General features: G+C 72.7%; 23 protein-coding genes. 6 read left to right on the forward strand and 17 right to left on the reverse strand.

The window, feature by feature from the left end; all coding sequences use genetic code 11:
• Positions 1-21: 21 nt before the first annotated feature.
• From ASG83_RS00275 to ASG83_RS00285, 3 genes are read right to left on the reverse strand one after another with little or no spacing between them, the layout of a single operon-like run.
• Positions 22-291, reverse strand: coding sequence for a metal-sensitive transcriptional regulator (locus ASG83_RS00275; RefSeq protein WP_055855684.1), 270 nt, complete (start codon positions 289-291; stop codon positions 22-24).
• Positions 288-608: a rhodanese-like domain-containing protein gene (locus tag ASG83_RS00280; protein ID WP_055855687.1), complete on the reverse strand. Its 321-nt coding sequence runs from the start codon at positions 606-608 to the stop codon at positions 288-290. The genes ASG83_RS00275 and ASG83_RS00280 overlap by 4 nt, the downstream gene beginning before the upstream one ends.
• A complete protein-coding gene (locus ASG83_RS00285; RefSeq protein ID WP_055855690.1) occupies positions 601-2,265 on the reverse strand; it encodes an FAD-dependent oxidoreductase in 1,665 nt (554 codons plus the stop codon). The genes ASG83_RS00280 and ASG83_RS00285 overlap by 8 nt, the downstream gene beginning before the upstream one ends.
• Positions 2,266-2,356: 91 nt before the next feature.
• Between ASG83_RS00285 and ASG83_RS00290 the strand changes: the two genes are divergently transcribed.
• On the forward strand, positions 2,357-3,256 hold the full coding sequence (locus tag ASG83_RS00290; RefSeq protein ID WP_055855693.1) for an oxygenase MpaB family protein: 900 nt from the start codon (positions 2,357-2,359) through the stop codon (positions 3,254-3,256).
• A 24-nt stretch (positions 3,257-3,280) separates the two neighbouring features.
• On the opposite strand, the gene ASG83_RS00295 is transcribed toward ASG83_RS00290, so the two are convergent.
• Positions 3,281-3,883, reverse strand: coding sequence for a histidine phosphatase family protein (locus ASG83_RS00295; protein ID WP_055855695.1), 603 nt, complete (start codon positions 3,881-3,883; stop codon positions 3,281-3,283).
• Positions 3,884-4,144: 261 nt separating this feature from the next.
• Between ASG83_RS00295 and ASG83_RS00300 the strand changes: the two genes are divergently transcribed.
• A complete protein-coding gene (locus tag ASG83_RS00300; protein ID WP_055855697.1) occupies positions 4,145-4,738 on the forward strand; it encodes a TetR/AcrR family transcriptional regulator in 594 nt (197 codons plus the stop codon).
• A 50-nt stretch (positions 4,739-4,788) separates the two neighbouring features.
• Here ASG83_RS00300 and ASG83_RS00305 read toward each other — a convergent pair whose 3' ends face one another.
• Entirely contained in the window at positions 4,789-5,847 is a 1,059-nt protein-coding gene (locus ASG83_RS00305; protein WP_055855700.1) for an aldo/keto reductase, read from the reverse strand.
• Positions 5,848-6,046: 199 nt separating this feature from the next.
• Positions 6,047-6,781 (reverse strand): bacteriorhodopsin, encoded by a 735-nt coding sequence (locus ASG83_RS00310; protein ID WP_055855703.1) that lies wholly within the window; start codon positions 6,779-6,781, stop codon positions 6,047-6,049.
• Between the two features lie 261 nt (positions 6,782-7,042).
• Between ASG83_RS00310 and ASG83_RS00315 the strand changes: the two genes are divergently transcribed.
• Positions 7,043-7,573, forward strand: a complete 531-nt coding sequence (locus ASG83_RS00315) for a YbhB/YbcL family Raf kinase inhibitor-like protein (protein WP_082598963.1) — start codon at positions 7,043-7,045, stop codon at positions 7,571-7,573.
• Positions 7,574-7,648: 75 nt separating this feature from the next.
• Here the strand turns inward: ASG83_RS00315 and ASG83_RS00320 are convergent, their stop codons facing one another.
• The 9 genes from ASG83_RS00320 to rpsO all read right to left on the reverse strand — a co-directional run bounded on the left by ASG83_RS00320 (position 7,649) and on the right by rpsO (position 15,143).
• Complete coding sequence (locus ASG83_RS00320; protein WP_055855707.1) at positions 7,649-9,916, reverse strand: polyribonucleotide nucleotidyltransferase; 2,268 nt, start codon at positions 9,914-9,916, stop codon at positions 7,649-7,651.
• A gap of 329 nt (positions 9,917-10,245) precedes the next feature.
• Complete coding sequence (locus ASG83_RS00325; protein WP_055855711.1) at positions 10,246-11,181, reverse strand: NADP-dependent oxidoreductase; 936 nt, start codon at positions 11,179-11,181, stop codon at positions 10,246-10,248.
• A gap of 9 nt (positions 11,182-11,190) precedes the next feature.
• The gene (locus tag ASG83_RS00330) at positions 11,191-11,679 is read right to left on the reverse strand and encodes a hypothetical protein (protein WP_055855713.1); all 489 of its coding nucleotides are present in this window, start codon (positions 11,677-11,679) and stop codon (positions 11,191-11,193) included.
• A gap of 56 nt (positions 11,680-11,735) precedes the next feature.
• A complete protein-coding gene (locus tag ASG83_RS00335) occupies positions 11,736-12,413 on the reverse strand; it encodes a hypothetical protein (protein ID WP_055855715.1) in 678 nt (225 codons plus the stop codon).
• Positions 12,410-13,120, reverse strand: a complete 711-nt coding sequence (locus ASG83_RS00340) for a hypothetical protein (protein ID WP_055855718.1) — start codon at positions 13,118-13,120, stop codon at positions 12,410-12,412. Before ASG83_RS00340 ends, ASG83_RS00335 begins: the two co-directional genes overlap by 4 nt.
• A complete protein-coding gene (locus ASG83_RS00345) occupies positions 13,117-13,830 on the reverse strand; it encodes a hypothetical protein (RefSeq protein WP_156710891.1) in 714 nt (237 codons plus the stop codon). Before ASG83_RS00345 ends, ASG83_RS00340 begins: the two co-directional genes overlap by 4 nt.
• A 50-nt stretch (positions 13,831-13,880) precedes the next feature.
• Positions 13,881-14,120, reverse strand: a complete 240-nt coding sequence (locus ASG83_RS00350) for a hypothetical protein (protein WP_055855724.1) — start codon at positions 14,118-14,120, stop codon at positions 13,881-13,883.
• Positions 14,117-14,707 carry a TetR family transcriptional regulator gene (locus ASG83_RS00355; RefSeq protein WP_055855726.1) on the reverse strand — a complete coding sequence of 197 codons (591 nt, stop codon included), beginning with the start codon at positions 14,705-14,707 and terminating at the stop codon, positions 14,117-14,119. The genes ASG83_RS00350 and ASG83_RS00355 overlap by 4 nt, the downstream gene beginning before the upstream one ends.
• A gap of 166 nt (positions 14,708-14,873) precedes the next feature.
• Positions 14,874-15,143, reverse strand: a complete 270-nt coding sequence (gene rpsO, locus ASG83_RS00360) for a 30S ribosomal protein S15 (RefSeq protein ID WP_055855728.1) — start codon at positions 15,141-15,143, stop codon at positions 14,874-14,876.
• Between the two features lie 175 nt (positions 15,144-15,318).
• On the opposite strand from rpsO, the gene ASG83_RS00365 reads away from it, so the two are divergent.
• The 3 genes from ASG83_RS00365 to ASG83_RS00375 all read left to right on the forward strand — a co-directional run bounded on the left by ASG83_RS00365 (position 15,319) and on the right by ASG83_RS00375 (position 17,611).
• Positions 15,319-16,533, forward strand: a complete 1,215-nt coding sequence (locus tag ASG83_RS00365) for a MarP family serine protease (RefSeq protein WP_082598965.1) — start codon at positions 15,319-15,321, stop codon at positions 16,531-16,533.
• A gap of 80 nt (positions 16,534-16,613) precedes the next feature.
• Positions 16,614-17,036 carry a pyridoxamine 5'-phosphate oxidase family protein gene (locus ASG83_RS00370; protein ID WP_055855734.1) on the forward strand — a complete coding sequence of 141 codons (423 nt, stop codon included), beginning with the start codon at positions 16,614-16,616 and terminating at the stop codon, positions 17,034-17,036.
• A 35-nt stretch (positions 17,037-17,071) separates the two neighbouring features.
• Positions 17,072-17,611: an HdeD family acid-resistance protein gene (locus ASG83_RS00375; RefSeq protein ID WP_055855736.1), complete on the forward strand. Its 540-nt coding sequence runs from the start codon at positions 17,072-17,074 to the stop codon at positions 17,609-17,611.
• Here ASG83_RS00375 and ASG83_RS00380 read toward each other — a convergent pair.
• Complete coding sequence (locus ASG83_RS00380; RefSeq protein ID WP_082598966.1) at positions 17,608-18,432, reverse strand: anti-sigma factor; 825 nt, start codon at positions 18,430-18,432, stop codon at positions 17,608-17,610. The genes ASG83_RS00375 and ASG83_RS00380 overlap by 4 nt on opposite strands.
• The gene (locus ASG83_RS00385) at positions 18,413-18,976 is read right to left on the reverse strand and encodes an RNA polymerase sigma factor (RefSeq protein WP_055855739.1); all 564 of its coding nucleotides are present in this window, start codon (positions 18,974-18,976) and stop codon (positions 18,413-18,415) included. The genes ASG83_RS00380 and ASG83_RS00385 overlap by 20 nt, the downstream gene beginning before the upstream one ends.
• Between the last annotated feature and the right edge of the window lie 67 nt (positions 18,977-19,043).

A 19,043-nucleotide genomic window follows, 5' to 3' on the forward strand; every position in this document is an offset into this window, starting at 1 on the left:
TGCGCGCGAACGACCGGGTCGTCAGGCGAGGCTGAGGAAGAGCTTCTCGAGGTCGGCGACCTCGACGTCGTTGTCGGCGCCGGTGTCGTCGCGCAGGCACTCCTTCATCGCCGAGGCGATGAGGGCGAAGCCGGCGCGGTCGATCGCGCTCGAGGCCGCGGATAGCTGCGTCACGATCTCGCGGCAGTCACGCCCCTCCTCGATCATCGCGAGCACCGCGGTCAGCTGCCCCTGCGCGCGGCGCAGGCGATTGGAGATCTTCTTGGCCTCGGCCGCCGGGATGGTCGTCACGGTCGCGCCCCCGTCTCGTAGTCGAGCCCGCGCTGCACCCACGCGGAGGTCCCGCCCGCGACGGACACGGCGTCGAAGCCGCGCGCGAGCAGGTAGTCGGCGGCGCGCTGGCTGCGCGCGCCGGAGTGGCAGATGACGTAGATGCGCTCGTCGAGCGGCATCGTCTCGACCGCGTCGGGCACCGTGCCGAGCGGGACGAGCCGCGCTCCCGGCACGTGCGCCGCCGCGTACTCGTCGGGCTCGCGCACGTCGATGAGGGCGATCGGGCCCTGCGCGTGGTGCTGCGCGAGCTCGTCGACGGTGATCTCGTCAGCCACGGGATGCTCCAGTCAGGGTCGGGGCGGCGGTCGCCGCCGTGCCGGCGAGCCACGTCGTGTAGCCGCCGTCGAGGTTCGCCGCGGTCACACCGTACTGCCGCAGGAGCGATGCCGCGGTGTGGCCGCGCTGCCCGACCTTGCAGTGCACGATGACGCGCTCGCCGCGCAGCGACTCGGCGTGCTCGCGCAGCTCATCGAGGGGCATGAGCTCGGCGCCGGGGATGGCGCCCGCCGCGTTCTCGCCGGTGGTGCGCACGTCGATCAGACGCCAGCCCTCGGTGAGCCGGTCGGCGAGCTCGTGCCACTGCACGCTGTCCTCCCCGTCGATGAGGTTGTCGTCGACGTAGCCGAGCATGTTGATCGGGTCCTTCGCCGAGGCGAACTGCGGCGCGTAGGCCAGCTCGAGGTCGGCCAGCTGCCGACCGGTGAGGCCGCCCGCCATCGCCGTGGCGATGACGTCGATGCGCTTGTCCGCCCCGTTCTCGCCGATCGCCTGCGCCCCGAGGATGCGGTCGGTCTCGGCGTCGACGATGAGCTTGAGCGAGAGCGTGGTCGCGCCCGGGTAGTAGCCGGCGTGATCGCTCGGGTGGGTGTGGATCACGCGGATGCGCCGCCCCTCCTCGCGCAGCTCGCGCTCGGTGCGGCCGACGACGGCGGCCGTGAGGCCGAATACGCCGATGACGGCGGTGCCGAACGCGGGGACCGCGTCGTGCGAGCGCCCGGCGATCGCGTCGGCGGCGAGACGGCCGTGACGGTTCGCGAGCCCGGCGAGCCAGACGGGAGCCGAGCCGCCCTCGGCGCGCTGCTTGAGCGCGGCGTCGCCGACGGCCCAGATGGAGGGGTCTGAGGTGCGCTGCTGCGCGTCGACGACGAGGTAGCCGCGCTCGTCGAGCGCGAGCCCCGCCGCGCGGGCGAGCGCCGTGTCGGGGCGGACGCCGACGGAGAGGATGACGAGGTCGGCGTCGAGGGTCGCGGCGCCGCCGTCGAGCACCACGAGGTCGGGCTCGATGGCCGACAGGGCGGTTCCGAGACGGACGTCGACGCCGTGGGCGCGCATCCGCTCAGCGACCAGGTGGGCCATCTCGACGTCGAAGGGGCGCAGCAGCTGCGGCAGCATCTCGACGACCGTGACCTCGAGGCCGCGGTGGCGGAGGTTCTCGGCGAGCTCGAGACCGATGAAGCCGCCGCCGGCGACGACGACGCGGCGCGCGTCGCGGGCGCGCTCGATGATCGCGTCCATGTCGGCGAGGTCGCGCAGCGCGAGACCGCGCTCGACGCCCGGGATGGGGATGCGCACGGGGCTCGCGCCGGTGCTCAGCACGAGGGCGTCGTAGCCGATGCGCTCCTCCGCGCCGGTCTCGACCGATCGGGCGGTCACCGTGCGGGCCTCGCGGTCGATCGCGACGGCCTCGGTGCGCACGCGCACGTCGAGCCCGAACCGGGCTCCGAGGGCGGCGGGGGTCTGCAGGACGAGCGAGGAGCGATCCTCGATGACGCCGCCCACGTGGTACGGCAGGCCGCAGTTGGCGAAGCTGACGTGCTCGCCGCGCTCGAGGACGATGATGCGGGCGGTCTCGTCCAGACGGCGCAGGCGCGTGGCGGCGGACATGCCGCCCGCCACTCCGCCGACGATCACATAGGTTCGGGGCTGGGTCATGGTGCGAGAGTATACCCCCGGGGGTATTTTTGGCAAGCGCTCCCAGCCGACTCCCGATCGCCCCTCAGAGCGATGTGCGACAGTCTCGTTCATGCCGCGACCCGCCGTCCTCCGTCGTGCGAGGGCGCGCATCCTCACCATCTTCTCGGGCGATCCCGACGGCGTCCCCGCCTGGGTAAGCGCCCTCGAGAGCGGCGACGACGAGGGCTTCTTCGGGCCGGGCTCCGCGGTGTGGGTCGTGCACAACGGAACCCCGACCATCGTGGCGGGGATCCGCGCCCTCCTCATGCAGACCCTCCACCCGGGCGCGATGGCCGGAGTCCACGACCACAGCCGCTACCAGCAGGACCCGCTCGGCCGCCTCGCCGGCACGGTGCGCTGGGTGCTCACGACGACCTTCGCCGACCGCACCCGGGCCGAGGCCGGCTGCGCATGGGTGTCGCGCCTCCACGAGCGCGTGCGCGGCGAGTACGCGGGCCCGGACGGCGCCCCGCGCGCCTACCGCGCCGACGACGCCGACCTCATCGGCTGGGTGCACTGCGTCTTCGCGGACGCCTTCATCGGCTCGCACGAGACCTGGGGAGGACCGATCCCCGGCGGTTCCGACCAGTACGTGCGCGAGTGGGCGATCGCGGGCGAGCTCATGGGCATGGTCGACCCGCCGCGCTCGCGTGCCGAGCTCGACGCCGCGATCGCCTCCTACATCCCCGTCCTGCGGCGCGACGAGCGCGTCGACGACGCCGTGCGCTGGCTCCGGTCGCCGCAGCTCGGTCGCGCGGTGGGGCCCGCGTACCGCATCCTCTTCGCCGGCGCGGTCGCCTCCCTCCCCGATCGCTATCGGCGGATGCTCGGCCTGCGTCGCCCGTGGTGGCCGGCGATCACGGCCACGCGCCTGATGCTCGCGGTCATGCGCGCGGTGCTCGGCACCGAGTCGTCGAGCATGCGGTTCACCCAGCTGCGTCTGGAGCGCCTCGCGGGCCAGAACGCCTGAGCGCTCTCGGACGTTCGCGGCCGCTCAGAAGGGCTGGTCGACCGGGAGTCCGGTACGCAGCTCCACGGGCAGGTGCCCCAGGTCGTTGTGCGCGACGAGCACGGGCGGCTTCGCCGAGCGCACGCGGATGATCGTGAGGCCGCAGTTGGCCTGGTTGACGCCCATCCATCGCCAGGCGGGTGCGTCGAAGACCTCGCGCACGAACCAGGCGATGACGAAGTTGTGGGTGATGAGCAGGTCGTGGCGATCGTCCCGCGAGGGCGAGAGCCACTCGGCGGTCGCGTCGGCCATCTGCGCCTCACCGGCCGCGATCTCGGCCTCGGTCACGCCCCCGAAGAACGACTCGAAGGCGTGCGGCATGTCGGGCGAGGGCCCTGAGGGGATGCAGTCCATGAGCAGCGCGGTCGGCACGGGTTCGATCGAGGGCATGCGCGCGGTCATCGTGCGCGCCGTCTCGACCGCCCGCTGGAGCGGCGAGGTGTGCACGCTCGCGAACGGCACGCCGCTGAGTCGCTCCGCGATCGCCGTCGCCTGCCGCTGACCGCGCCCGCTGAGCGGGCCGTCGGGGAGCCCGTGCTCGGCGTCCTGCTGCTCGCCGTGGCGCACGAGGTACACGTACCGGGACACGATCGCACTCCTTCGTCGCCCTCGACCCTATGTCATCGCGCTCGTGCGGGTCGGTGAACGGCCGACCCCCCGGATTGGGGAACGAAAGGAATTCAAATGCGGACAGACAACCCGGTCTGTCCCCTGCTACAGTGATCGCATCGAGCCGGTTCTCCGGAGCGGTCGGAGGAGCTACCCACTCCTCGCGAAGCAGATGCAGCGCCCCTGTCGTCCCGACCCCCGATCGACGACATCGGCAGCGCTGCAGTGAGGAGACACACCGTGACGGTCAGCGCCCCCCTCGAGGCCGCACGGCGTGTCGCCCCTGCGAAGGCCCGGATCCTCGAGACCGCCATGCGCCGGTTCTACGACGACGGCATCCGCCAGGTCGGCGTCGACCTGCTGATCTCGGAGTCGAAGGTCACCAAGGCGACGTTCTACAAGCACTTCGGCTCGAAGGACCGCCTCGTGCTCGAGTACATCTCAACGCGGCGCGACGCTTCGATCGAGTCGTTCGAGGGCCTCGTCGCCGCCCACGCCGACCCGCGCGTCGGGCTCCGGCTGGTGGCGGATGCCGTGGTCGCGCAGGTGAACGCCCCCGGCTACCGCGGGTGCCCCTTCCAGAAGGCCGCAGCGGAGTTCCCCGACCCGACGCACCCGGTGCGCGTCGTCGTCACCGAGTTCCACGAGTCGCTGCACGAGATCTTCGAATCGACGCTCTCGAGGATGGACCACCCGCTGCCGGGCGAGGCCGCCGACGAGCTCATGCTCGCCTACGACGGCGCGATGGCCTGGAGCCACGTGGGCGACGTGATCGCCGCGAGCTCGGCCCTGCGCCGCGTGTTCGACCGCGTCATCGGCGAGACCGCGCGCTGACCGCCTCCTCCGCACCGGCAGTCGCGGCCGCCGAGCGGGACACCGTGCGGCTAGGAGCTCGCGCGGTCGAGCTCCGTCAGATGGTGCCGGCCGAGCACGAGCGACGGCGCGGCCATCACCGCGTCGAGCTGCTCCGCCCCGCTCACCGACACGACCGGGGCGACGACGCGCGGACGACTGAGCAGCCAGGCGAGCGACACGGTCGCGACGGGCGCTCCGACGTCGGCCGCGACGCGATCCAGGGCGTGGAGGATGCGGATCCCGCGGCGCGTGAGGTGCCTCGCCGCCGCCGACCCGCGCCGGTGCCGCTCGAGATCGGCGCGCCCGCGGTACTTCCCGGTCAGGAAGCCGCCCTCGAGCGCGAAGCGCGGCATGACGCCGAGGTCGAGCTGGGCGGCGACCCGCGCGAGGCCGCCCTCGAACTCGGTGCGGTGCAGCAGGTTGTAGTGGTTCTGCAGCGCGATCATGGGCGCGACCCCGAGCTGGCCGGCCGCGATCCGCGCCTCGAGCAGCCGGTCGGGAGTGTGGTGCGAGCCGCCGAAGGCGCGCACCCGACCGTCACGGATGAGCTCGTCCACCGCGGCCAGGGTCTCCTCGAAGGGCACCGACTCGTCGTCGATGTGCAGATACAGCACGTCGATGCTGCTGACGCCGAGCCGATCCAGCGACGCGGTGACGGCGGACTCGACCGCGCGCGCCGACAGGCCGGGGCTGTCGGCGCTCTTGCCGATCTTGGTCGCGATCGTCAGACGGTCGCGCGCACCGCGGCGGCGCATCCAGTTGCCGACCATGATCTCGCTGCGTCCGCCGGCGTAGGAGTCGGCGGTGTCGATGAACGAACCGCCGAGCTCGAGGAAGCGATCGAGGATCGCCGTCGTGGTCGACTCGTCGGCGGTCCAGCCGAAGGTCGTGCCGCTGAGAGCGAGGGGGAAGACGCGGAGAGCGCTCGGGCCGATGCGCCGCCACCGGACCGGGACGTCGGCCGAGGAATCGGCGGGAGACGAGGGCGAGGATGCCGCGGCCGGAGAGGGGGGTGCGCTGGGCATCGATGACGGGGAGGTCATCGGCGGCGACGCCATCAGGTCGGCGCCGCCCCTCGTGTCGGTCACGGTCGGGGCCTTTCGAGCTGCGGCCGGGTCGCCGCGGGGTCGGAACGTGGCCACACGGTAGCGCTCGAATCGACGTCCTCTCGACTCCGCCACGCCATCGTTATCCGACCGTGAATGACGAAAGGTCGGATGCTCCGGTCCGGATGCCACGATGCGGCCGCGCCCCCACAGGCGCGACCGCATCGGGGATCTTCTCGGGCTACGAGGCGGGGTGCACCTCGTCGATGCCCGACGACTTCTTCGCCGCGTTGACCGCGACGATGCCGAACCCGACCTTGTTGAGCACGTCGGCGATCACGTAGATGATCGCGGCGGCGCTCGCGGCGACGGCGAGGTCGCTTCCGCTGAGCTCGAGGAACTCCTGCGTGGCCGTGCCGAGCGGGTAGATCGACCATCCGATGATCACGAACAGGCGCATGATCGAGACCGCGCGCCTGACGTGCTCGGGCGCGCCGCCGACCTTGACCTGGAAGATCGCGTAGACGATGTAGAGCCACGCCAGCACCGAGATCACGAAGAAGACGACGTTGCCGGCCGAGCCGGGCTCGCCGATCTCGCCGAGGTAGCCGGTGACGATCATGATGATGTCGGCGATCACGAGGCGGGTGACGAGGCCCTTCTTCGCGGCACCCGCGAGCGCGACGATGATGCCGAACTCGATGAGCAGCAGCGGGGTCGTGATGAGCCAGTCGATGTATCGGATCGGAGCGGTCGCCTCGACGGCCGCAGCGTCGATGGCGCCGCCGGGGAACGCGACGATGTCCTTCATGACGTAGTAGAGGACGGACGCGACGAAGGTGATGACCGCGGCGTACGTCGCGACGGACCTCAGCTCCGGCTTGAGATCGTTCCGCTCCATGAAGAACCACAGAGTGCCCGCCGCCATCGCGACGAAGCCGAGCATGAAGAACGCCTGCACAATCTGGAAGTCCACAATTCTCCTTCGAATCGTGTGAGGCGCCGTTCGGGGGCGAACGGCGGTAGTGACTCCATCGGGTCGTGGGCCCCTCCGGCTTGGGTTGACGGTCGCGAATCTATCGTTGAGTGTCGGAATAACCCCCCAGTGCGGCTTGAGCGCGCTGTGCATCACCTGGGGAACAACTGCATGAATTTGCATAGATCCGAGGGGTCGTACGGGGAGGCATGGCACGGTAGGAGCATCCGCACGATGGATCGACGCCTCAGGAGGCCTACCGTGACCAACGACCCGTTCTGGCGACTGCCCGACGTTCCGACCTTCGCGCTCTCGAGCCCCGACCTGGCCGAGGGCGAAGAGCTGCCCCAGTGGGCGCGCTCCGGCATCGCGGGAGCCGGCGGCGAGGACCGCTCCCCCGCCCTGCACTGGAGCGGCGCCCCCGAGGGGACGCAGAGCTACGTCGTCATGATGTACGACCCCGACGCGCCGACCGGCAGCGGCTGGTGGCACTGGGCGGTCTACAACCTGCCCGCCTCGTGCACATCGCTCCCGGCGAACGCCGGCGACCCGGATGCCGGGCTCCTGCCCGAGGGCGCGGTGACGGTCGCGAACGAGCTGCGTCTCAAGCGCTTCCTCGGCGCTGCGCCGCCCTCGGGCCACGGCGACCACCGGTACTACTTCATCGTCAACGCCCTCGACGTCCCGTCGATCGAGGTCCCCGAGGACGCGACGCCCGCGCTGCTCGGCTTCATCCTGCGCGACCACCTCATCGGCCGCGCCGTGCTCTCGGGGCTCTCGCGCACCGAGTAGCGCTCGCCGCGAACGACGGATGCCCGCCCCCGGGGTCGGGAGCGGGCATCCGGTCGTTCGGTGCTCGGGGTCGGACTAGCCGTCCTCGCCCTCGGCGGGCGCCTCGGCGCCCTCGCCGTCGGCGAGCACGGGCGCGAGCGACAGCTTGCCCCGGTCGTCGGTCTTCGTGATCTCGACGAGGATCTTCTGACCCACGCTGAGCACGTCCTCGACGTTCTCGACGCGCTTGCCACCGGCGAGCTTGCGGACCTCGCTGATGTGCAGCAGGCCGTCCTTGCCGGGCATGAGCGACACGAACGCGCCGAACGCCGCGAGCTTCACGACGGTGCCCAGGTACTGCTCGCCGACCTCGGGGTTGATCGGGTTGGCGATCTGATTGACGCGGGCGCGGGCGGCCTCGGCCGAGGGGCCGTCGACGGCGCCGATGTAGACCGTGCCGTCCTCCTCGATCGAGATCTGGGCGCCGGTCTCGTCCTGGATCGCGTTGATCGTCTTGCCCTTCGGGCCGATCAGCTCGCCGATCTTGTCGACCGGGATCTGCACGCTGATGACGCGAGGAGCCGTGGGGGCCATCTCGTCGGGCGCGTCGATCGCCTGGTTCATGACCGCGAGGATCGCCATGCGGGCGTCCTTCGCCTGGCCGAGAGCCTGCTGCAGCACCGACGACGGGATGCCGTCGAGCTTGGTGTCGAGCTGGATGGCCGTGACGAACTCGCTCGTGCCGGCGACCTTGAAGTCCATGTCGCCGAGGGCGTCCTCCGCGCCGAGGATGTCGGTGAGGGCCGCGTAGCGGGTCTCACCATCCACCTCGTCGCTGATGAGGCCCATCGCGATGCCCGCGACCGGCGCACGCAGCGGCACACCGGCGTTGAGCAGCGACAGGGTCGAGGCGCAGACCGAGCCCATCGAGGTCGAGCCGTTCGAGCTCATGGCCTCGCTGACCTGACGGATCGCGTAGGGGAACTCCTCGCGGCTCGGCAGCACCGGCACGAGGGCGCGCTCGGCGAGGAAGCCGTGCCCGATCTCGCGACGCTTGGGGCTGCCGACGCGGCCGGTCTCACCGGTCGAGTACGGCGGGAAGTTGTAGTGGTGCAGGTAGCGCTTGCTCGTGACGGGGTTCAGCGAGTCGATCTGCTGCTCCATCTTGAGCATGTTGAGCGTCGTCACGCCGAGGATCTGCGTCTCGCCGCGCTGGAAGATCGCCGAGCCGTGGACGCGCGGGATGACCTGCACCTCGGCGTCGAGCGCGCGGATGTCGGCGAGGCCGCGGCCGTCGATGCGGACGCCCTCGGTGAGCACGCGCGTGCGCATGATCTTCTTCGAGACCGACTTGTAGGCGGCGCCGAAGTCCTTCAGCGAGTCCTCGGGCAGCTCGCCCGCGGCGATGCGGCCCTCGATGGCGACCTTGACGCGCGCCTTGAGGGCGTCGTCAGCGGTCTGACGCTCGACCTTGTCGGCGATCTGGTAGACGCCCGCGAGCTCCTCGTGGGCGATCTCGTCGACGGCGCTGTAGAGCTCGGGGCTGTAGGAGAGGAAGACCGGGTAGTCCTGGATCTCCTTCGCCGACTGCGCGGCGAGCTCCTGCTGGGCCTTCGCGAGCTGCATGATGAACGGCTTCGAGGCCTCGAGGCCCTGGGCCACGATCTCCTCGCTCGGCTTGACGGCGCCGCCCTGGATGAGACCCCAGGCGCCCTCGGTCGCCTCGGCCTCGACCATCGTGATGGCGACGTCCTCGCTGCCATCGGCGTTCGTCACGACGCGGCCGGCGACGATGATGTCGAAGACGGCCTCGGCGAGCTGGCTGTGCTTCGGGAAGGCGACCCACTGGCCGCCGCCCGCGTTGTCGGGCATGAGCGCGAGGCGCACCGACGCGATCGGGCCGCTGAAGGGCAGACCCGAGATCTGGGTCGAGGCGCTCGCGGCGTTGATCGCGAGGGCGTCGTAGAACTCGTCGGGCGCGATGCTCAGCACGGTGATGACGATCTGGACCTCGTTGCGCAGACCCTCGATGAAGGTCGGGCGCAGGGGGCGGTCGATGAGGCGGCACACGAGGATGGCCTCGGTCGAGGGGCGGCCCTCGCGGCGGAAGAACGAGCCGGGGATCTTGCCCGCGGCGTACGCGCGCTCCTCGACGTCGACCGTCAGGGGGAAGAAGTCGAAGCCCTCACGGGGGTGCTTGCCGGCGCTCGTGGCGCTCAGCAGCATCGTCTCCTCGTCGAGGTACGCGGCGACCGCGCCCTGCGCCTGCTGCGCGAGACGGCCCGTCTCGAAGCGGACGGTGCGGGTGCCGTACTTGCCGTTGTCGAGAACGGTCTCGGCGAACTTGATTTCAGGACCTTCCATTGAGGTCTGTCTCCTTACACGTCTGTGCCCCGGGCATCCCGAAGTGGATGCGCGACGCGACGCGCGGAGCAGGAGCGGGCAGGAAGGGACGTCGGCGTGATGCCGCCGGGTCTGCTCTGGCCAACAGTAGACATCCACCGTTCCGGCGCTGCGCGAGCGCTGCGAGACGGGAGATCACCACCGGTGACCAGCTTCGAGCCGGCCTGCTCCGTGCGGTATTCATTTGGGTGACGCGGAACCGCGCCTCGCCCAGGCTATCAGCCCGGCGTGTCGCGGCCTAGTGAAGAGGCGCGCGGGGCGCGTCGCACCGCGCCACCGCGGGGCCGCGGCTACTGCGAAGGCGCGTCGGCGGTCACGACGACCTTGCCGCGCAGGTGCCCCGCCTCGAGGAACGCGAACGCCGTCCGCACCTCCGACAGCGGGAACGTCGCGGCGATCGGCACGTCGAGGGTGCCGTCGGCGACGAGCGCGGCGAGGGCATCCAGAGTGGGCGGATGCACGGCGCCGCGCCCCACGCCCCGCACCCCGTAGGCACTCGCATCGGTCGCGACCGTGTTGATGCGCTCGGGCGGCACGCCGAGCGCGAGTGCCGCCTCGATGGTCTCGGCGCCGGCCTGGTCGAACACCGCCGTGATGCCGCCGGGCGCGGCCGCGGCGAGCCGCTCGCGGAGGCCCTCGCCGTAGAGCACGGGCTCGACGCCGCGGGCGCGCAGCCACGCGTGATTGCCGGCACCGGCCGTGCCGATGACGCGGATGCCGCGATGCACGGCGAGCTGGCCGAGGATTCCGCCGACGCCGCCGGCGGCCGCGCTCACGACGATCGTGTCGCCCGCGACGAGCCCCTGCGACTCCTGGGCGTCCCATGCCGTCTGGCCGGCGAGCGCGAGCCCGGCGGCGACCTCGAGCGCGACGCCGTCGGGCACGCGCGCGACGACCCCGGCGGGGGCGAGCACCCAGTCGGCGAACGCGCGCTGCGGGATCGAGCCGAAGACGCGGTCGCCCGGTGCGATACCGGTCACGCCCGCCCCGACCTCCTCGACGACGCCCGCGAACTCGCGGCCCACGTCGACCGGGAGCGGGATCGCGATGCGCGAGCGGCCCGACCGGATCTTCGCGTCGACGGGGTTGAGCCCACCCGCGGCGAAGCGCACGCGCACCTCGCCCGCGCCGGGCGGCGGCACCTCGATCGTCTCGAGGCCCATCACCTCGGGTCCGCCGCGCTCGTGGTACCGGACGACGCGGGATGGGCGGGGGCGAGGGCTCATGCGCTCAGCCTAGGCACCGCGCGCGCTCGGCGGGTCGCCGTCGACGTCGACGACGGGGACGCCGACCGCGAGAGCGAAGGCCTCCACGCGCAGGGGGTCGAGGGCGTCTCCGATGGGAGTTGCGATGCGACCCGACTCGATGACCCAGAGCTCGGGGCGCCCCCGACGAGCGTCGAGCCAGCGGCCGATCGCGAGCTCGTGCCCGTAGGAGTGCTCGGCGACGGCGAACGGTGAGCGCACGACGAGCGACCAGCCGTCGGAGCGCAGGCTCGTGCGCCAGCGGGTGGTGATCTGCGCGGCGCTCGCGGCGAGCAGGAGGAACCCGCCGAGCGAGACCGCGATGAGAAGACCCGTGAGGATGCCCGGGGGCGCGACCCCGACGACGAGCCCGGTCGCCGCGGCGACCATCGCGATCGCGGCGAGGGCGAGCCGGAGCCCCCACGGCCCCGCCCCGGCCCGCACGACGGCGATCGGGCGGAGGAGGTCGTCCGACGGCATGAGGACATTGTGCGGCCCGCGGCCCGCGGGCGGCTGAGGATCCGCTCGGGCGGGCGCTACCGGTCGATGACGGGCAGCGGCAGGCGGTCGAGGGCGAGCGCCGGGTCGGGGCAGGCCGCGCGCATCGCCGCGCGATCGAGGGCGCTGACGCCGGTGACCGCGATGATCGACCAGATGTCGCGCGGACCCTCGGAGCTCAGGGGCCGGTCGCGGATGGCGTCGATGACCGCTGACGTGTCGGCGATGTCGAGCCGACCGCCGAAGGCGCGGACGCAGGCCGGCAGCGCTGTCGTGAGCTGCGCGTCGAGCCAGCGCGCCTCGATCGGCCCGCCGAGCGAGAACTCCTGACTGAAGGGCGGGAACTCGTGGCGGCACAGCGCCTCCGCGACGGCCGGGGCCCACGGGTCCTCCCCCGCGAGCGCCTCGCCGCCCAGCACCGCCGGCCGCCCCAGCCTCTCGGAGGCGCACGAGAGCAGACGCGCGCGGTAGTCGGCGGGGTCGACCCACGCGGTGAACTCGAACTGCAGGGGCGGGGAGTCGGGCCAGCGCTCGCGCAGATCCCGCTGCGTGGCCTGGGTGCTGTCGAACCAGAGACCGATGAGGCGCTCGGCCCGCTCGGCCGCGACGAGCTCGAGGCTGACGCTCGGCGGCTCGACGCCGGAGCACGCGCCGCAGGCGATCACGAGCGCCCCGCAGAGGAGCGCGAGGGCGGATCGCCGCGGCCCGGAGGTCACGGCACGATCTCCGGAGGGTCGAGCGCCAGCAGGGCCGGCCCCGGGTCGGTGCACTGCGCACGCACGCGCGCCTGCGCCGTCGGGTCGCCGACGATCTCGACGTGCGGCCAGACGCTCTGCATCGCGCTCACCGAGCGGCCCACGCTCGTGGGGTAGATCGCGCCGTCGATCGCCGCGTCGACGTCGGGCACGATCAGGCGGGCGCCGAGGCTGCTCGCGCACGCCGGCAGCTCGATGAGCAGCTGCTCGCGCACCCACTGCCGCTCGACGGGCCCGCCGAACGGGTAGAGCGAGCTCCACGGCTGGACGGAGAGCCCGCAGCCGATGTCGGCGACCGGCGCGCGCCAGACCGGCTCGGAGACGGGGCCGGGCCCGACCTGCAGCAGCCCGCTCGCCTCCGTGACGGTGACCTCGCGGCCGAGGGTCTCACTCAGGCACGCGGCGCGCGCCTCGTCGATGTCCTCCACGGGCACCCAGCGGTCGAACGCGATCTCGAGCTCCGCCTCGGGCCAGCGCTCGCGGACGAACCGCGTGGAGTGGGCGACAGCCGCGCGCCACTGCGCCGAGATCGTCGCCGAGCGCTCGGCGACGACATCCTCGATCGTCACGGCGGGGGCCGCGGTCGGCGACGCGCAGCCGGCGAGCGCGGCGAGGAGGAGGGAGGCGGCGACGGCGCTGCGGGCGGCGACGGCGCGGCGGGCGGTCATCGCGACGCCCCGTCGAGGAGGACCTCGGGAGCAGGGCAGCGGGCGCTCGCGGCCGCGCGCTCGAGCGGGTCGGGCCCGACGAGCGCGTAGGGGTCGTAGGCGTCGTCGGTGCGCCAGGTCGCGGCGAACTCCTGGCTCGGGGGCGCCTCGGCGACGGCCCAGCCGTGGCGGGCGAGGCACGCCGGGAGCTCGGAGGTCGCGTAGTCGTACGCCCAGGGCAGCTCGACGCCGCGCACCGAGTCGACGAACCAGCTGCGCACGGGGAAGCGGCCCTGGCAGGCGTACGTCGCGACGTCGACGTCGAACAGCTCGCGCGGGGAGTCGACGTCGACCCCGCTGTAGTCGATGCGCTCGCCCTCGTCGGCGGCGCGAGCGCCGGGGAAGCCCGCGCTCGCGAGGCACTCCGACATCAGCCCGCCCCACTCGCCGTAGTCGACCCATCGCTCGACGACGACCTCCGGCAGCGACACGGGGCCCCACTTGGCCCGCACGAACTCGGCGAGGCGCTGCATCGACCGCTCGTGCGCCTGCTCGGCGACGCGGTCGCGCTGGGCGGTCACCGCCCCGAGGCCGGCCGCGGTCTCGATCGGGGCGGGGGCGCAGGCGGCGAGGATGCCCGGCGCGAGCAGCGCGGCCACCGCACCCGCGACGAGCCGCGCGCGGAGCGGGCGCGCACGAGGGCGTCGCGGCGCGCGTCGTTGCTCGGGCATGCCTCGAGAATCGCACGCGGAGCGGGGATTCGGCAGGGAATCCGTCGCGGTCAGCGCCGCCGGCGCGCGAGGAGGAACTCGACGAGGTAGCTCGCCACGATCGCGACGACGACGGCGACGAGCAGCCCGCGCGCGAGGCTCCTGAGCGGACCGAGCGAGGGCGAGCCCGCGGCGACGACGAGACCGATCAGGGCCGCCACGAGCGCGAGGCGCACGAGGCTGACGCGGCGCAGCGCGGACGGTCGGCGGACGGCGCGGGTGACGGGGCCGCGGGCGGGGCGGAGCCTCACCGGTGGCGGAGGCCCTCGGCGACGCGGTCGAACGCCGCCTCGAGCACGGCGGCCGGCTCGCCCTCGCCGTGGCGGGCCCACCACACGAAGGCCTGGTGCGCGACGAGCACGAGGGTGTCGCCGACGATGGCCGCCTCGAGTCCGTCGGGGTCGAGCCCGTCGCGATCGATGAACGCCTGGCGGATCACAAGGCCGACGTCGGCGAATCGGGCGACGCCGTCGGCGTGGAGCGTGTGGTTGTCACCGATGAGGAGGAGGCGCTGCCGCGTGACCTCGCGGATCTCCGGCGGCACGCTCGCGGCGGCGATGTAGGCCTGACGCACCGCGTCGATCGCCGGGACGGCCGGGTCGATACGCTCGAGCTCGGACTTCACGGCATCGGCGAAGCCGTCGGTGCCCGCCCAGACGAGCGAGGCCTTGGCCGGGAAGTGGCGGAAGATCGTTCGGCGGCTGTGCCCGACGACGCGAGCGATGTCCTCCATCGTCACGGCGTCGTAGCCGTGCTCGCGGAACAGATCGAGCGCCACATGCCCGACCCGCTCGAGGTCGAGCTCGACGGGGCGACCGCGGCGGCGTGGTTCGTTCATCCGAGACACCCTAGCCCTGCTGCGGAAGAAGGGAGCAGAAGTGCCAGAATTCCGGTCGTTCCTTCCCCCCCCCGACGACGAAGGCCGCCTCCCGACGAGGTCGGGGGCGGCCTTCGCGCAAGAAGCTCGCGGTGTCTCTCGACGACCCGCCAACGCGCAGAGCGTGTTAGCGGCGCAGACCCAGTCGCTCGATCAGCGAGCGGTAGCGCTCGATGTCGATGTTCTGCAGGTAGCCCAGCAGACGGCGACGCTGGCCCACGAGGAGCAGCAGACCACGACGCGAGTGGTGGTCGTGCTTGTGCTCCTTGAGGTGCTCGGTGAGGTCCTTGATGCGCTTGGTGAGCATCGCGACCTGCACCTCGGGGGATCCGGTGTCACCGGGGTGCGTCGCGTACTCGTCGATGATCGCCTTCTTGACGTCTGCTTCCAGTGCCATAGGTGATCCCCTCTCTCCTCGTTGCGCGGCGCCCTGAGCGGAATGCTCGGGGCTCTCTTTCTCCGCGGCCGTTCGACGGCAACCTTCAGATACTAGCAGTCGGCCGCGACTCCTCGCGCTGCGGGGCATCGCCCCCCGACGACGGGGCAGACACCGCGAGGAGCGGCGTGCCAGGATGCTCAGAACGCTCGGGATCAGGAACGGGGGCCGGATGCTGCTGCCGCTGCTGCTCGACGTGCTCCTCCTCCTGCTCGCCGCGGGCGCGATCGCGCGCGGGGCCGCCGCAGGCTTCCTCTTCACGCTCGGCTCGGTGATCGGGGCCGCGCTCGGCGCGGTGCTCGCCTTCCTGCTCATCCCGCCCATCACGACGTGGATCTCCGAGCCGACCTGGAGGGCGACCGCGGTCTTCCTCGCCATCGTGCTGCTCGTCGTGGGCGGGCTCAGCCTCGGCGAGCGCCTGGGCCACGTCTGGCGGCGCGGCGTCGCGCGGCGCGCCCGACCCCTCGACCGCGTGGGCGGCGCGATCGCGGGCGGCGTCGTCTCCCTCCTGGTGATGAGCCTCGTCGGCTCGACCGTCACGGCCCTGGGCATCCCCCTCGTGTCGACGACCACGGCGAACTCGACCGTGCTCCGCACGATCGAGCGCTTCACGCCGGGCCCCGTGTCGAGCGCGCTCGGCCAGGTGCGGAGCCTCGTCGTGAGCGAGGGCATCCCGCGCATCGCCGACGCGCTCGGCGACGTCGCTCCCCCGCCGCCCCCGGTCATCGACGCGCAGAACCCGGAGCTGCGGCGCGCCGGGCAGTCGGTCGGGCGCATCTCGGGCTCCGCCTACGCGTGCGGGCAGGTGCAGTCGGGGACGGCGTTCGTGATCGCGGAGGATCGACTGCTGACCAATGCGCACGTCGTCGCGGGCGTGACCGAGCCGACGATCGAGTTCCCCGGCGTCGGCGGCCTCGCCGGTCGGGTCGTCTACTTCGACGGACAGCAGGACGTCGCGGTCGTCGCGGTCGACGACCTGCCCGTCGCGACCCTCCCCCTCGGCGACACGATGGGGGTCGGCGATGTCGGCGCGGTGCAGGGCTACCCCTGGGGCGGCCCCTTCGCCTCCGGAGGCGCCGAGGTCGTGCAGGTCGGCACCATCATCTCGCCCGGGATCGACGGGGAGGGCTCCTTCCCCCGCGACACCTACACGCTCGCCGCCGACGTGAACCCCGGCAACTCGGGAGGCCCCGTGCTCTCCCTCGATGGCGCGGTCGTGGGCATGATCTTCGCCAAGGCGCAGAACCGCGAGGACATCGGCTACGCGCACACCATGGCGGAGCTCGACCCCGTCATCGCCGCCGCGCCCGGCCTGAGCGAGAGCGTCAGCACCGGCTCCTGCACGCGCTGAGCGGCCGACTGGGGACTTTCGGCCCTGACGCGGCCCCCTGCCCCTGGAGTCAGATGAGGGGCAGCGGAAAGGAGCCCCTCATGACCATCGGACTCGGCCCCATCACGGAGCTCACGGCGGACGAGTGCTGGGACGCCCTCGCCTCGCGCAGCCTCGGCCGGCTCGCCGTCACCGCGGCCGGCACCGTCGACATCTTCCCCGTGAACTACGCGACCCATGAGCGGATGCTCTACTTCCGCACGGCGCCCGGCACGAAGCTGCTCGAGCTCTCGATCAACGACCGCGTCGCCTTCGAGATCGACGGCGCCACCGACGAGGAGGCGTGGAGCGTCGTGGCGAAGGGGCGCGCCGAACGGCTCGAACTGCAGAGCGAGATCGACGCGGCCGACACGCTTCCGCTCTCGCCGTGGCTGCCGACCCTCAAGTACCGGTGGGTGAGGATCCTGCCCGAGGAGGTCACCGGGCGCCGCTTCGTGCGGGCACCGGAGCCCGACCGCTACTGATCGGCGGGCACCGGCGGGTCGGGCACACTGGGATCATGCCCTCGAACGCTCCGTCGCGCCCGCGCCCGCTCCTGCTCGTCACCGGCGTCGTCTCGGCCCTGCTCGGCGTCGCCGCGCTCGCCTGGCCGGCGGCCACGCTCGTCACCGTCGCCGTCCTGTTCGGCGCGCACCTGCTCGTCGTCGGCGCGCTCCGGCTGCTCGTCGCCCTCCGAGGGCCGCAGCTCCCCCGCGCGCTGCGCGTCTTCGTCGGCGCGCTCGGGGCGCTCGTGCTCGTCGCGGGCGTCATCGCGATCGCGAGCCCCGGGGCCGGGCTCGCGCTGCTCGTCACCGTCGTGGGCGTGGGCTGGATCACCGACGGCATCGCGGGGCTGTTCGGCGGAATGCCCGATGCCGCGATCGCGCCGCGGGGCCTCGCGATCGCGACGTGCGCGCTGTCGATCATCGCGGGCATCCTCGTGCTCGCCCTGCCGGGGGCCGCGCTCGCGACCGTGATCGCGGTCGGCGCGGCGTTCCTCATCGTGGCGGGCCTGCTCCTCGTGGCCGTCGGCGTGCTCGCGAGCCGCTCGGCCGACTAGACGTCGAGCGCGCCGCGGACGATCGAGTCGCCCGAGTGGGCGGGGTCGCCGTCGACGGGCTCGAGGCTCACGTCGACGATCGGATACTCGGCCAGGTCGATGCCGTCGGGGATGACGAAGGTGCCCGACCCGCCCTCGAGGAGGCCGAGGCTGATGAGCCCGTCGACCTCGGGAGTGAGGAGCCACACCTCGCGGACCCCGTCCGCCTCGACGGAGGCGTCGAGCTCGATCGAGACGACCCGCTCGCCGTCGGCGGTCTCGGACACGACCGCGGTGCCGGTCGAGCCCTGCCAGGCCGGGAGGGCGTCGAGGGCCGCGCGGGCGACGGTGACGGACTCGGGGGCGGGACGCAGGGCCTCCCAGGAGAGCGCGACGGCGCCGACCGCGACCGCTGCGGCCGCGATGCCGGCGACGGGAGCGATCAGGCGACGCATGCGGCCCCGGCGCGCGCGCTCGTCGGCGAAGCTCCTCACGGGTGCGGCCGGGGCGGAGGCGACCGGTTCGGATGCGGGGTCGGTGTCGAGACCGGGCGGGCGGACGTCGGCGGCGAGGCCGAGCTCGCGGTGGATGCCCGCCCAGACCGCCGACGACGGGGCGACGAACGCGCCCTCGCCGATCGTGGTGCGGGCGATCTCGGCGGCGCCGTGCAGCTGGTCGAGCTCGGAGCGGCAGGCGGGGCAGACCGCGAGGTGGCGCGACTCGCCGAGTGAGGACGGCGCCTCGCCGATGGCGATGAGCGCGATGGCCTCGGCGTCGAGATGCGCCAGGGCGTCGTCATCCGCGCGATCGTGCGCGGCGCGGTCAGAGTCGTGCTGCTCCATGGGTCACCTCCATGCGGTCTCGGAGCCGGGCGAGGCTGCGTCTGATGTGGGACTTCACGGTGCCGACGGGCATCCCGAGCCGGTCGGCGATCTGCGTATGGGTCAGGTCGTCGAAGAACGCGAGCTCGACGACCTGGCGCGGGATGGGCTCGAGCCGCGCCATCTCGTCGGCCACGACGAGGCGATCGGCGAGCTCCGCGTCGGGAGCCGCCGACTCGCCCGGCGAGGTGATGGCGGTGAGCTGCTCGGTGATCGACCGCTCGCGCGCCCGCGCCTCGTGGGCGTCGGCGATGACGTTGCGCGTGATGCCCACGAGCCACGCCGAGAGGCTGGCGCGACTGGCGTCGTAGCGCTCGCGGCTCTGCCACGCCTTCACGAAGACGCGCTGGGCGGCATCCTCCGCGTCGGAGACGTCGCCGAGCGAGCGCAGGGCGAGGGAGTAGACGAGCGAGCTCCACCGACCGTAGATGTCGGCGAGCGCGCGCTCGTCGCCGGCGACGAAGCGCCGAGCGAGCTCGGTGCCGTCGTCGATCGCTGCCACCACGTGCCGGCTCCGCTCCCCGTGCGTCGAACGGCCGGGACGAGCATCGGCCGTGCGCGCCATGGTAGCG

The organism is Yonghaparkia sp. Soil809, from assembly GCF_001429705.1.
Classification (GTDB): domain Bacteria; phylum Actinomycetota; class Actinomycetes; order Actinomycetales; family Microbacteriaceae; genus Microcella.